The following is a 14,070-nucleotide window of genomic DNA, read 5'->3' on the forward strand; positions in this document are numbered from 1 at the left end:
GGATATGGACAGCTTGACAAGCGCGGCCGCCAGACTTCCCGCCTGGCGCGGCGAGGCCGGAGCCCGGATCATGGCGCGGCTGGACGCCCTGGCCCGGCATTCGAGCGAGGCGGACGCCCTGTCCCGCCTCTATCTGACCGACGCGCATCGCGACGCTCTCGCGACGCTCGGCGCCTGGATGCGCGAGGCAGGACTCGCGGTCAGGCAGGACGAGGTCGGCAACCTGATCGGCCGGCGCGAGGGCACGGCACCCGGCCTGCCGGCGCTGTTGCTGGGCTCCCATGTCGATACGGTGCGCAATGCCGGGAAATATGATGGCCCGCTCGGTATCGTCGCCGCGATCGAGGCCGTCGCGCGGCTGAATGACACGCCCCTCCCCTTCGCCATCGAAATCCTCGCGCTGGGCGACGAGGAAGGCGTGCGCTTTCCCGCCGCCCTGACCGGCGCGCGCGCCTTCGCCGGCACGCTCGATCCGGCGACCCTCGCGGCAACCGACGCCGAGGGGATCACCATGCGCGCGGCACTCGAAGCGTTTGGCGGTTCACCGGACCGGATCGCCGCGGCGGCGCGGCACGAGCGCGACGTTCTGGCCTATCTCGAGCTGCATATCGAGCAAGGGCCGGTACTGGAGGCCGAGGGTCTGCCAGTCGGCATCGTCACCGCGATCGCCGGCGCCGAACGGCACGTGATCGAGGTGACGGGCGTGGCCGGCCATGCCGGCACCGTGCCGATGGCGCTGCGCCACGACGCGCTGGCCGCGGGCGCGGAAATGGTGCTCGCGGTCGAGCGGATCGCGCGCGAGACGTCCGATCTCGTCGCGACCGTCGGCCAGATGACGGCGCTGCCGGGCGCGGTGAACGTCATCCCCTCGGCAGCACGGTTCAGCCTCGACATCCGCAGCCCGTCCGACGCGGTGCGGCGGGATGCCGTCGCGCGCCTGTTCATGCACTGGCGGGAGATTGCCGCGCGGCGCGGCGTCACCCTGTCCAGCCGGAAGAATTTCGAGGAAGAAGCGGCGCCCTGCGCTCCAGCGCTGATGGCGCTGCTCGATGCCGCCGTCACCCGCGCCGGCGTTCGCGTCCGCCACCTGCCGAGCGGCGCTGGGCATGACGGACTGGCCATCGCGTCGCTCTGCCCCATCGGCATGCTGTTCCTGCGCTGCCGTGGCGGCATCAGCCACAACCCGGCCGAAGCGATCGCCGAAGAGGATGCGGGGCTTGCGGCCTGCATCCTCGCGGATACGCTGCGCCACTTCGACCCCGCCCCGTTCGCCTCCCATGCCCAAACGATAAAGGACTGACCATGGCCGATACCGAGACGATGCCCGTTCCCGATGCGATTTCCCGCTACCTTTCCGGCGCGCGGGAGGCGGAGACAAAGTTTCTGGCCGACCTGGTCAGGCTGCCGTCGGACAACCCGCCCGGCGATTGCGCCGCCCATGCGGCGCGGACGGCAGAATTGCTGGAAGGGCTGGGCTTCACGGTCGAACGCCATGTGGTGCCCGAGGCGGAAGTCCGCGCCAACGGCATGATCAGTGCCGTGAACCTGGTGGTCCGCCACCGTTTCGGCCCGGGCGGCAAGGTGATCGCGCTCAACGCGCATGGGGACGTGGTGCCGCCCGGCGAGGGCTGGACGCGCGATCCCTATGGCGCCGAAATCGTCGATGGCTGGATGTATGGCCGCGGCGTCGCGGTTTCGAAATCCGATTTCGCGACCTACGCCTTCGCCCTGCTCGCCCTGCGCGAGAGCGGGCTGGAACTCGATGGCGCGGTCGAACTGCACCTGACCTATGACGAGGAGGCCGGCGGCGCCATCGGCCCTGGCATCCTGCTGCGCGAGAAGATCTCGCAGCCCGACCTCGCGATCGCCGCAGGATTTTCCTATGCCGTCGTCAACGCCCACAACGGCTGCCTGCATCTGGAAGTCCAGGTCGACGGGCGCTCCGCCCACGCGGCGATGCCGTTCACCGGCGTCGACGCCTTGCAGGCGGCGAACGCGGCGCTCTCCGCGCTCTATGCGACGCGCGGGACGCTGTCCGCAACGGTGTCGCGGATCGCCGGCATCGGTAGCCCGCAGCTTACGGTGGGGCTGATCAGCGGCGGGATCAACACCAACGTGGTGCCCGATCGCGTGACCTTCCGGCTCGACCGGCGGATGATCCCTGAGGAAAACCCGCAGGACGTGGAGGACGGCCTGCGCCGGCTGATCGGCGCGGCGGTGGCCACCGTTCCCGGCGCGCGGGCGACGATCCGGCGCATCCTGCTGGCCGAGCCGCTCACGCCGTTGCCCGGCGCCGAGGTGCTTTCCGCCGCCTTGTGCGAGGAAGCCTCCCGCATCATGGGCGAGACGATCACAACCAGGGGCGTGCCGCTCTACACCGACGCCCGGCATTATGCCGCCGCCGGCGTGCCCATCGTGCTGTTCGGCGCCGGGCCGCACACGATCGAGGAGGCGAACGCCCACCGCGCCGACGAGCGGCTGAAGCTCGACGATCTCTTCAAGGCCACCGAAGTGGTCGCCAGAGCCCTCGCCCGCCTGTTACGCTGACCGCCGCACCATCGACACATCACCGGAGCCGCGTCCGATGACAGGCTATCCCCGCGACATGAAGGGCTACGGCCGCGACCGTCCCGACCCGCGCTGGCCGGGCGGCGCGTTGATCTGCGTGCAATTCGTGGTCAACTACGAAGAAGGCGGCGAGAACAACATCCTGCACGGGGATGCCGCGTCGGAAGCGTTTCTCTCGGAAATTCCCGGCGCGGCGCCCTGGCCCGGCGAACGGCACTGGAACATGGAGTCGATCTACGAATACGGCGCACGGGCGGGCTTCTGGCGCCTGTGGCGGCTGTTTGCCGAACGGCGGATCAGGACAACGGTATTCGGCGTCGCCACGGCGCTCGACCGCGGCCGCGAACAGGCCGCCGCGATGCGGGAGGCCGGTTGGGAAATCGCCTGCCATGGCCTGAAATGGATCGACTACCGCTCGGTCCCGCGCGACGTCGAGGCCGCTCATCTGGCGGCGGCGATCCGCCTGCATCGCGAGGTGACCGGCGAGGCGCCGCAAGGATTCTATCTCGGCCGGTGTTCGATGAACACGCGGGCACTGACCATGGAACAGGACTGCTTCCGCTATTCGTCGGACAGCTATGCCGACGACCTGCCCTACTGGGTGCGGGGCCCGGCCGGCCGGCATCTCGTCATTCCCTACACGCTCGACGCCAACGACATGCGCTTCTCGACGACGTCCGGCTTTGCCAGCGGCGACGATTTTCTCTCCTATCTGCGAGACACGTTCGACGTGCTCTACCGCGAGGGCGAAAGCGGCAGGCCGGCGATGATGAGCGTGGGCCTGCATTGCCGCCTTGCGGGCCGTCCCGGGCGGCTTGCGGCGCTGGCGCGCTTCCTCGATCATGTCGCGGCGCACGAGAACGTCTGGGTGGCGCGACGGATCGACGTCGCCGAACATTTCCACGCCCATCACACGGGGCTGGAGGTGCTGGGCGGATGAAGCGGAGGCGGCGGAACATTTGACGGGCTATCGCGACACGGTCGACATCTATCTGCTGCGAGTGCTGCACACGCTGCTCGTCGAGGGCAGCGTGACCCGCACGGCGGTCAGGCTCAACCAGTCGCAACCCGCGATCAGCGCCGCGTTGCGCCGCCTGCGCGACATCACCGGAGATCCCCTCCTCGTGCGCGCCAAGTCCGGCATGGTGCCGACGGAGCGGGGCCTTGCCCTGCTTGAGCCGGTGACGAACGCTCTCCACGAAATCAGCCGGATCGCGATCGCGAGGGACGCCTTCGACCCCAAACACTCGATCCGCAGCTTCCGCATCGGCTCGCCCGACTATCTGAACATCCTCTTCGTCCCGAGCCTCGTCGAGCGGTTCCGCGCGGCGGCCCCGCATGCCCGGCTCGAACTCCATCCGCTGACATCGGACGCCGACTACGAGGAATCGCTCGCCAGTGGCACGTTCGACCTGGTGCTCGGCAACTGGCCCGAGCCGCCGAAAAGGCTTCAGCGCCGCACGCTGTTTTCCGACGAGGTCGTCTGCCTCCTCGCCGCCGATCACCCGCTCGCGCAGCGCTTTCGTGCCGGAGGGACGATTAGCGAGGCGGATTATCTGACCGCCGCGCACCTCGCGCCCACGCCCTATTCTCCGACCCAGCGCGGTCCGATCGAATCGCATCTCACGCGCGCGCGGCTGAAACGGAACGTGCAGATTCTCGTTCCCTATTTCAGCCTTGCTCCGCCACTGCTGCTCAAGACCGATCTCATATTCACCACGACGCGCCGCTTTGCCGAATTCCATGCACGGCATCTGCCATTGGCGGTCGTGCCGTCGCCGATCGATTTTCCTGCCGTCGAATACTACCTCCTCTGGCATCCGCGCGGGCACCTTTCCGATGAGGTGCAGTGGTTGATCAACCTCGTCGCCAGCGCGGTATGAGCATCAATGCCGCGGTCTCGCGGGGCTGTGGAAAATGGCGCCCCTGAGGCGATCAAGCGGACCAGACTCATCGCCGCGGACGCAGGGTTGGTTGCCATAGACCGACGGCTTCACGCCGCACCAGGCGTTGCCCTCACTCTCATTGCGCAGTTGCCTGAGAGTGGTCAGGTCGATCGACGCGCTTGCCAGCCCGGCTCCCGTCTCGCGCAACAGCGGAGGGCGCTCGGGGCCATGATCGATCGGCGACGGCCGTCCAGGCAGCGGGACAATCCGTAAGGCCGCAATCATTGCCACCGCCGGAAAGTTCCTTGCCACCCTGAATGCCATTCTCGCTGCCGGCACCGACGATCGACCGAAGGTAAGCGTCCGATTTCAGTCGCCGCCAGACACAGGGCGGCTCAAGACCGATACAGTGCCGCACTCTCCGGCCTCCGCCATACTCTCGCGTTCATTGCTTTCCAAAAACGTTCAACAGCCTCGGAATCCACCGGATTTCGAGGCCGGATCACGAGCATCCGCCTTTGTTCACCCGGTTCAGGAACCGGCCGGCCCCGAGTACCCGACCTGGCGCTCCTGATGCAGACGATAAGGAAACGAAAAGCCGCCTCGGCGACCCTCCCTTCCGGAGAAGGGGCAGGTCGCCTCGGCGGCGTATCGGTCGATGCCCGGTCTCAGGCGCCGGGCTGCCCAGGCATCAGCCGGCTTCGACGCTGCGGTTTGCGCCGTGGGCCGGGTAGGCGAGCGTGCCGACCACGGTGATCGTGAGCGTGCGGCCGTTGATCAGGCTGGCCGGCACCACCGCCGCACCGCCAGTCCAGCGGCCGTCGGCCTCGACGTCATGCCAGCCCTCGGTCAATGCCGGGTGATCGAGCGCGATCGGCTCGTCGCCAAGCATCATCGCGCCGATCTTGACACCGAGCACGCGGCGGTCACGCGGATCCGGGGTCAGGTAGCCCGGGATCGCCGTGCGCGAGGTGATCACCGCCGCGCCATCGGCCCGATACCGGATCTTGAGATCCGCATCGTCCGTGGTCTCGATCCCGGCCCGGGCCAAGATGCGTGCCCGGACCCGTTCCACGATCGCGCCTTCCTCGGCGAAGGGCGCGCAGCTTCCGGTCTCGCGCAGGGCCTGCGCGAAGTCCGGATGCAGGATGATCGCGTCACCGCCATTCTCGAAGGCCGGGCGGTTGCCGGTCTCGAGGTAGCTCTCCGCGGCCATGCCTTCCGCCAGAAGTACCGCATGCTGCGGCAGCTCGACATGGAAGTAGGTGACCTGGCTGCGCCGGAGCTGCCGGATCGTCGCGCCGTTAACCAGCGCCTTTGCCGGGATGAGCACGCCGTCGAGGTAGAAAGCGTGATCCGGCGAGACGATCAGGTCGCGGACCGGGATGCCGTCGGCAATGGCGCCGGCGTCGATCACGATCGGCTGCACCGCCTCGGGTCTGGCGTGGCGGTCGAGGTCGATCGTGCGATAGCCGAGCCACACCACCGGCGCCGTTCCGCCGTCGTGCAGCACGACCACATCGCCTGCGACCAACTCCTCTACCGGCACGTCACCCCGCACAGTCGCAATCCGCGTCCCCTCTGCGAAGCAGGGATTTCCACCCGTCGCACCCGTGGCACCCGTCGCGCCGGTGGCTCCGGTTGCGCCCGTGGCACCCGTTGCGCCGGTGGCACCCGTCGCGCCCGTGGCACCCATCGCGCCGGTGGCGCCCGTGGCACCCGTCGCGCCGGTGGCACCCATCGCGCCCGTGGCACCCGTCGCACCCGTCGCGCCGGTGGCACCCATCGCGCCCGTGGCACCCGTCGCACCCGTCGCGCCGGTGGCTCCGGTTGCGCCCGTGGCACCCGTTGCGCCGGTGGCACCCGTCGCGCCCGTGGCACCCATCGCGCCGGTGGCGCCCGTGGCACCCGTCGCGCCGGTGGCTCCGGTGGCTCCGGTTGCGCCCGTGGCTCCGGTGGCACCCGTCGCGCCGGTGGCTCCGGTGGCTCCGGTTGCGCCCGTGGCTCCGGTGGCACCCATCGCGCCCGTGGCACCCGTCACGCCGGTGGCTCCGGTTGCGCCCGTGGCGCCGGTGGCACCCGTTGCGCCGGTGGCACCCGTCGCACCCGTTGCGCCGGTGGCACCCGTCGCACCCGTTGCGCCCGTGGCACCCGTCGCGCCCGTGGCACCCGTCGCGCCCGTTGCGCCCGTGGCTCCGGTCGCACCCATCGCGCCCGTTGCGCCGGTGGCACCCGTTGCGCCGGTGGCACCCGTCGCACCCGTCGCGCCCGTGGCACCCATCGCACCCGTTGCGCCCGTGGCACCCGTCGCGCCCGTGGCGCCTGTGGCACCCGTCGCGCCGGTGGCTCCGGTGGCTCCGGTTGCGCCCGTGGCTCCGGTGGCACCCGTCGCACCCGTGGCACCCATCGCGCCCGTTGCGCCGGTGGCACCCATCGCGCCGGTGGCGCCCGTGGCACCCGTCGCGCCCGTGGCGCCTGTGGCACCCATCGCGCCGGTGGCACCCGTCGCACCCGTGGCACCCGTCGCACCCGTGGCACCCATCGCGCCCGTTGCGCCGGTGGCACCCGTTGCGCCCGTGGCACCCGTCGCACCCATCGCGCCCGTGGCACCCGTCACGCCGGTGGCTCCGGTTGCGCCCGTTGCGCCGGTGGCACCCGTCGCGCCCGTGGCACCCGTCGCGCCGGTGGCGCCCGTGGCACCCGTCGCGCCGGTGGCACCCGTCGCGCCCGTGGCGCCTGTGGCACCCGTCGCACCCGTGGCACCCATCGCGCCCGTGGCGCCCATCGCGCCCGTGGCGCCCGTGGCTCCAGTTGCGCCGGTGGCGCCCGTGGCACCCGTCGCGCCGGTGGCGCCCGTCGCGCCCGTGGCGCCTGTGGCACCCGTCGCACCCGTGGCACCCATCGCGCCCGTTGCGCCGGTGGCACCCATCGCGCCCGTTGCGCCCGTGGCACCCATCGCGCCCGTCGCGCCGGTGGCACCCGTTGCGCCGGTGGCACCCGTCACGCCGGTGGCTCCGGTTGCGCCCGTTGCGCCGGTGGCACCCGTCGCGCCCGTGGCACCCGTCGCGCCGGTGGCGCCCGTGGCACCCGTCGCGCCGGTGGCACCCGTCGCGCCCGTGGCGCCTGTGGCACCCGTCGCACCCGTGGCACCCATCGCGCCCGTGGCGCCCGTGGCTCCAGTTGCGCCGGTGGCGCCCGTGGCACCCGTCGCGCCGGTGGCGCCCGTCGCGCCCGTGGCGCCTGTGGCACCCGTCGCACCCGTGGCACCCATCGCGCCCGTTGCGCCGGTGGCACCCATCGCGCCGGTGGCACCCGTTGCGCCCGTGGCGCCTGTCGCACCCGTTGCGCCGGTGGCACCCATCGCGCCGGTGGCACCCGTCGCGCCCGTGGCACCCGTCGCGCCGGTGGCACCCGTGGCTCCAGTTGCGCCGGCGGCACCCGTAGCGCCCGTCGGACCCAGCGATCCTACGGATGAAATAGACAGAGACGTCACCAAGCTTGTGACTTGGTCAGGAGAAGACGGATTAATAAAAACGATCGTGCCTTGACTGCCCGAGCTTATCGGAACGTCACTGATATCTTTTCCAGAACTATTCGAATATACGGAATATGTTCCGGTAGGCAGAGAAACAGTTAAAGTAAATGGATCTCCACCACCATTATTCGACGTGTCATCATCATTTGTGCTATCATTGAAGTCATAAATGAGACCGATTTGAGTATAAGTGCCGTTCGACGTAACCAGTACGGCCACAAGAGGCGTGTTACAATCTTGATAATTTCCGCTCAAAACAACATCGCCGTAGTTTCCCGTCGCGGGACTTACAGTAATCGAACTTGACATCTTTCTATCCTGACTAAATTAAAGGAAATGCATGCCTAAATTGACAACGACCAGCCTGACTCGACCGGCCTTTAATTCGAATTGTAAAGCTGCATGCGCCTGCTCCCAGCCACGCGCCGGAGCAGGCCGGCGCAAGATCTTGCGGGTGAAGATGGAATTGACCTCCGCGCGAACCGTCGCGCGATCAAGGAACGCTGCGCGCAGCCACCCCAGGGCCCGAGCACCGCGGATACGGAACGGTCAAAATGACAATCATTCTGATAGATGTAGCCAGAAGCAGCCTGAGAAGATCTCAATTCTAACAATAGATGACATATCTCTAAATTGTTAGCTTGCTTCATTGTTAAGAACTCTCAAACAACATAGCATTTTGTCTCATTAAAAATGAAAAACTCGAAAATGGAATGAGCAGACCGAATCACTAACTCGAAATTAACTATCACGGATGTATCGATGGAGGTCAACGTTAAAAAATAATACTAATGATACGATTTTAGGCGCCGTCGCGCTTCACGATTTTTATGCATACAGATATTGATAATAGTATAGATTTTGTTAGATATTTTTATATACATATTGCCGATCAAATTCGTATGGACATGCATCGAAAGAATGACGTTCCGTTATCATTAACGCAACGGGCCGTTAAGCAGTTGCGCTGCGGCCAGATCATCATCCGAACAGGAAGGATCGGAATGTGCCAAAGGCAAAACTCACTAACCTGCATTTCTCACGCAGGCGTGCGCCCAGAGGTTCTGAATCGGCGAAAGTTGATCTGCGGCAAAGCAATTATACGAGACAGCGCAGTGCGCCCGATGCGGACAGAGCGTCGTCGCGGAGAAATTCGAGAGGAGAACCGTTTGCAGCTCTTCAGTCGCGATCGGGTTCGCCGGCGGAGCGCTCTCCCAGGATGCCGACGTGCAGCCGCCGGGAGCAGGCGATCGGGCGATCAGATTGACCGAACGCATCGCCGCCCGCTTCACCGACTAGAGCATCATCCGATCAGATGGAGTCATCTGATCGGATAAAAATGCTCGATTTATCAGCATGATAGAGCACTACATCCGATCCAAAAGGATCGGAAAGTGCTCTAGCGCCCCACGAATCACATCAAGAACGATCTGTGGTCCTGTTACCCCAGCGCGGCGCCCGCAATGCGCCTGGCTGCGATGACGTGATCGATGATCGGAAGCTGCGACACGATCCGGTGCGCGCAATTCGCGCCAGCGAGTTCAGGGCGCGGCGGGCAGGCTGCGCACCGCTGGCCGCCAAGTCCTCGCTATAGTCGCTGGAACTGAAGCGCGAGGCGCCGTCGGCATCATCGCAACAGTTCCGACCCAGAGGCCATCGCGGCGCCGTTCGTCGGTTTGTTGCTCGGCGACCCGGGGATCCCGCGCACAGCCACCAGGAGGGGCGGTTCTTCCACAGCCATTACGACGGCTTGCGTTGGCTGACGCTCCACTTGTCCAGTGATCGGGATCTTCTGGCAGCGAAGCCGCGGCACCCGAAGATCGACGCAGCCACCGGAGCCATCGAGGAGAAGATCGCGCGGATCGACCATCAGATCTGCCCAGCGCTATGGCCGTTCGGGGGATATTGCCCGAATTTCCGCGCAGGGGACTTCTTTAGCGACCAAGTGATTGCCTTACTGGTGAGCCCGCAGGGATTCGAACCCTGGACCCCAAGATTAAAAGTCTCGTGACATCTCATGTCATCAAGCGACTTAAGATTTCAGGACTCAAATATCCCATTGATAAAAGCCGCATAAATTGACAAGCATAAGATTTTGTACGACAATAAGCGTCACGAGCCGAACCGCCGGTGAGTCCGCAGTGAGTCCGCAAACAAAAATCTTGTGGTCGGAAGGATTGGAATTTTATGCGCTTCACGATGAACCGAATTGCCGCCCTGACCTGCCCCGAAGGACGGAAAGACGCTCTCTTTTTCGATGAGGAATTGCCGGGGTTTGGTGTTCGCGTGACCAGCACCGGCTCAAAGACCTATCTGGCACAGTACCGAGGCGCTACAGGCGTCAGGCGCGTTTCGCTAGGAAAGCATGGCGTTATCTCGTTGGCTGACGCCCGCAACGCGGCCAGGGCAATTCTGGGGCAAGTGGCAAGTGGCGGTGATCCGATTGCCGAACGACGGGCGAAGGATGAAGCGGCCCGGCAGGCGCAAAGCGAAGCCGCCTTCACGGTCGAAGCACTGATCGCAGCTTGGGTTGCGGATCGGCAGGAAAGCCGTCGGGCAAGTTATTTAAAGGTCGCCGCCGCCGCTCTCAGGACGCATCTCGCGCATCTTCTGACGGTCCCTGCATCCGCCATGACGGTGCGACAGGCGGTTGCCGCACTGGACCGAGTAAAAGCCGCCGCCGGGCCTGTAGCGGGCAATCGCCTGCTCGCCTATGCCCGCGCCTGCTTCGGATGGGCGTGCAAGCGGCAGCGGTTGGCAATGAACCCCTTTGCAGGATTGGAGCGCCCCGCACGAGAAAAATCCCGCGACCGCGTGCTTACGGATGCCGAGATCGGCGCGATATGGCGGGCGGCGGCGCTGCTCGATTACCCTGCCGGGCAGTTCACCAGGATGCTCATGTTGACGCTGGGACGGCGCGATGAAGTCGCCTCGATGCGCTGGACCGAGATCGCTGCCGATGGCTTAACATGGAGCCTACCGGCTGATCGCGCCAAAAATGGCAAGTCGCATGTCGTTCACCTGAGCGAACCGGCGCGGGGAATCCTGAGCGCCCTGCCCCGATTTGAAAACTCGGATTTCCTATTTACCACAACGGGCGAACGCCCGATTTCCGGTTTTAGCGGCTTCAAGTTGGCCATTGATCGCGCGATTGAGGCCGATTTGGGCAGGGGCATTGCCGATTGGCGGTTTCACGATTTCCGCCGCGCTGGCGTGACTTGGCTGGCAGGGGCAGGCTTTCCCCCCCACGTAGCTGACAAGCTGCTGAACCATATGAGCGGCTCCATTCAAGGCGTCGCGGCAGTCTATCAGCGCGCCGAGTTCCTGCCGGAACGTGAGCGCGCGCTCGACGCATGGGCATCGCACGTGATTAGCGCAGCGGCAGGGGGCACGACGGCTGGCAACGTGATCGCGCTTCGCGCCTGAATATCACGAAAAAGTGATATCTCGACGTATTGACATTTCTGGGCGATTTCCAACCTGCGGAGGCTCATTTTGAAATGATGTTTCGGCATGTTTCATCCCGAAATCCTGTTTTGGAATTTCGGGATGAAAGCTGAAGTCACAAAATTTGTTTTATCAATACAGAACTATTTTCAGCTTACCTATAGGTGCGTTTAGAAAAATTTAGTAAAATTACAAGACGCACTATGGCGTCAATTACAAAAAGGATGATTTCATGATTGAACGCAATTTATTAACTACTCGCGAAGTCTGTCAATACGTTGGATTTTCAAAACGAACTCTTGAACGGTTGATCGAGGATGGGCGCGGACCTCGACGGGTCAGGATTTCGACGCGGCGACTGGGATACCCAAAAACCGATCTCGATCAGTGGCTCGCTGCCCGCGAAGAACGACACTAAAAGAAAAACCCCTGCTCGAATGCGCTTCGGGCAGGGGCGTCAGTCAAATTAAATTAAAAGGCATGATCATGAATTTAATAGCAAATAATACGGACAATGTCAAGTCCAAAACTCCAATTGCCCTGACATTTTTCCATAGCGTCACCGGCACAACTGCTGAACAAGTGACGATGTCGATGGCGCAATTAGTTGAACGACTTTGTGGCACCGAGGCAGAATCCAAACATGACCTGCCGTTAATTTCCGGGTGCCGGTTCGGTGATTCGAAAACCGGCAGGGGCAGTTTGCGACATGACGGGAATGTTTCAGGAATTTCGGCAATCGTTGCCGATTACGATGCCGGAAAATTGTCCATCGAAGATGCGCGAGATCACCTCGCCGCAGCGGGGATCGGGGCACTCATTTACGCAACAGCACGGCACACGCCTGATTCGCCTCGCTGGCGGGTAGTTTGTCCGCTGGCGGACATGCAGCCGCGTGATCGCCACAAGGGGCTTGTGGACCGGCTGGATCAAGCCCTCGGCGGTAAGGTTTTGGCAAATGAATCATGGACTTTATCGCAGTCTTATTTTTTCGGTTTCGTATCAAAAAAGCCCAAACATTGGGATTTCGTGGAAGGCGGTTTCCTAGACCAGCAGGTCGATTTCGAGGCAGGAGGGATCACTTCAAACGAAATCCAATCTCTCGCCGCGCCGGTGGCTAAAACCGCTGCCGAATTGACCGCTTTCGATCCTGAATCGCTGCATTCCCTGCTCATGCAAACCGGCCCTCATTCGATGCGAGAGCCGGAATGGAGTTCGACGCTTCGGGCAGTGAAAGGCGCGTTTGTGGAGCGCCCTGATCTTGGGTTCGAGGCTGCCGAGCACGTCACCGCGCAATGGACCGATGGGGTCACTTCGCCGGAGGAATTGGCGGAAAAATGGGATTCTCAAAACCCACGCCGGATCGGTGAGGCTGAAGTTCTCCGATACTGCGGCGAACACGGTGCACGCCCTGATGACATCGGCGCGTATGTTGGGGCGGCGGGGCTGGGGCGGGCGCAAGAGGCGTTCAGCGCGGAGGCAGCCCCTATTTCCCCGCCGCCGGTGACGCGCAAGCGGTTCGAGATCAGCCGCATTGCCTTGCTCGATCACTCTATCAGGCAGCGGGAACTAATTTCGGGATGGTTCGGCCTTGGCGAGTTTCTGCGGCTTAATGGCTCTCCTGGCTGCGGCAAAACGACGCTTGCCGTGGATTGGGCCGCTCACATTGCCGGCGGGCTGCCGTGGCGTGGTCACGCGGTCGAGCAGGGTGCAGTCCTCGTGATCGAACTTGAGGGTGCAGCGAACTTGCAAACTCGTGTCGAGGCAACCTGCACCGAACTCGGGCTGAAACAGACTGAAATTCCGCTATTTATGATGGCAGATTCCGTTTCGCTGGCGGTCGAGCCAGAATGGCGCCCCTTGCTCGATGCCATCACCGATACGGATTTCGGCTCGCCTCTCCGGCTGATCGTGATTGACACGCAGGCTCGGGCAAGCGCGGGTGCAGATGAAAACTCGGCCTCGGACACAGCTTTGATTGTTCGAGCCATTGACGAAATCCGGGCCAAGACCGGCGCGGCAGTGCTGATGCTCCACCACCTGCCACATGGAGCGGACCGCGCCCGAGGCAGCACCGCGTTTCTCGGGGCGGTCGATTGTGAAATGATCGCTCGGCGTGACGAGAGCGGCGTCGGCTCGATCAAGGTTGTCAAAATGCGGAACCGTGCCGATCCGCCGCCGGTTTACTATAAATTGAAATCAGTCCCTATCGGACTTGGGCCAGATGGAACAATCGTGACGGGCGCGGCCGCAATTCCAGCCGAAGCGCCGGGTCCGCAAAAGGCGCTCAAGCCCGCAGCCCAGATCGCGCTCGACAGTCTCTTGCACGGGGGGATGGCCGAGGAACAATGGTGTGGGGCTTTCGTTAAGCGCTATCCCGGCTCTGCCAGTCTCGACGGCAAGCGCAAGGCATTTCGCCGGGCGGTTAAAGAACTGACTGAGGCCGGGGCGGTGGTTGTCGCGGACGGCTTAGCCCGCCTCTCGGGAACGGCAGGGGGTATTGCCCCCAACTGGCACGAGAGTTTGGGAACCGTCCAATGAACACGAAATCCTGTAACATTCTGAAATATTACCGGACAAAACGCTCTGTCCGTTACGCGGACAAAACGACGGATAAAGCCGGACAAAGCCATT

Annotated in this window: 8 protein-coding genes and 1 tRNA gene; 7 read left to right on the plus strand and 2 right to left on the minus strand. The window is 64.1% G+C overall.

Going from position 1 to position 14,070, the window contains the following annotated elements:
- The first annotated feature begins 4 nt into the window (after window positions 1-4).
- The 4 genes from ACRY_RS08235 to ACRY_RS08250 are packed head-to-tail and all read left to right on the plus strand — an operon-like array spanning window position 5 to window position 4,451.
- Complete coding sequence (locus ACRY_RS08235) at window positions 5-1,300, plus strand: allantoate amidohydrolase (protein ID WP_011942038.1); 1,296 nt, start codon at window positions 5-7, stop codon at window positions 1,298-1,300.
- 2 nt (window positions 1,301-1,302) lie between these two features.
- Window positions 1,303-2,547 (plus strand): M20/M25/M40 family metallo-hydrolase, encoded by a 1,245-nt coding sequence (locus ACRY_RS08240; RefSeq protein ID WP_011942039.1) that lies wholly within the window; start codon window positions 1,303-1,305, stop codon window positions 2,545-2,547.
- A 37-nt stretch (window positions 2,548-2,584) separates the two neighbouring features.
- Window positions 2,585-3,508, plus strand: a complete 924-nt coding sequence (gene puuE, locus ACRY_RS08245; protein ID WP_011942040.1) for an allantoinase PuuE — start codon at window positions 2,585-2,587, stop codon at window positions 3,506-3,508.
- Window positions 3,509-3,527: 19 nt separating this feature from the next.
- On the plus strand, window positions 3,528-4,451 hold the full coding sequence (locus ACRY_RS08250; RefSeq protein WP_007422275.1) for a LysR substrate-binding domain-containing protein: 924 nt from the start codon (window positions 3,528-3,530) through the stop codon (window positions 4,449-4,451).
- Between the two features lie 694 nt (window positions 4,452-5,145).
- On the opposite strand, the gene ACRY_RS08255 is transcribed toward ACRY_RS08250, so the two are convergent.
- Both ACRY_RS08255 and ACRY_RS08260 read right to left on the minus strand, forming a co-directional pair.
- A complete protein-coding gene (locus ACRY_RS08255) occupies window positions 5,146-7,947 on the minus strand; it encodes a Hint domain-containing protein (protein ID WP_231295379.1) in 2,802 nt (933 codons plus the stop codon).
- A gap of 2,000 nt (window positions 7,948-9,947) precedes the next feature.
- Window positions 9,948-10,038: transfer RNA gene (locus tag ACRY_RS08260), tRNA-OTHER, on the minus strand.
- 138 nt (window positions 10,039-10,176) lie between these two features.
- On the opposite strand from ACRY_RS08260, the gene ACRY_RS08265 reads away from it, so the two are divergent.
- The 3 genes from ACRY_RS08265 to ACRY_RS08270 all read left to right on the plus strand — a co-directional run bounded on the left by ACRY_RS08265 (window position 10,177) and on the right by ACRY_RS08270 (window position 13,977).
- On the plus strand, window positions 10,177-11,415 hold the full coding sequence (locus tag ACRY_RS08265; RefSeq protein ID WP_007424036.1) for a tyrosine-type recombinase/integrase: 1,239 nt from the start codon (window positions 10,177-10,179) through the stop codon (window positions 11,413-11,415).
- Window positions 11,416-11,668: 253 nt separating this feature from the next.
- Entirely contained in the window at window positions 11,669-11,854 is a 186-nt protein-coding gene (locus tag ACRY_RS20585) for a helix-turn-helix transcriptional regulator (RefSeq protein WP_081432881.1), read from the plus strand.
- Window positions 11,824-13,977, plus strand: coding sequence for an AAA family ATPase (locus ACRY_RS08270; RefSeq protein WP_011942046.1), 2,154 nt, complete (start codon window positions 11,824-11,826; stop codon window positions 13,975-13,977). Before ACRY_RS20585 ends, ACRY_RS08270 begins: the two co-directional genes overlap by 31 nt.
- The last annotated feature ends 93 nt before the right edge of the window (window positions 13,978-14,070 follow it).

Source organism: Acidiphilium cryptum JF-5 (assembly GCF_000016725.1).
GTDB lineage: Bacteria > Pseudomonadota > Alphaproteobacteria > Acetobacterales > Acetobacteraceae > Acidiphilium > Acidiphilium multivorum.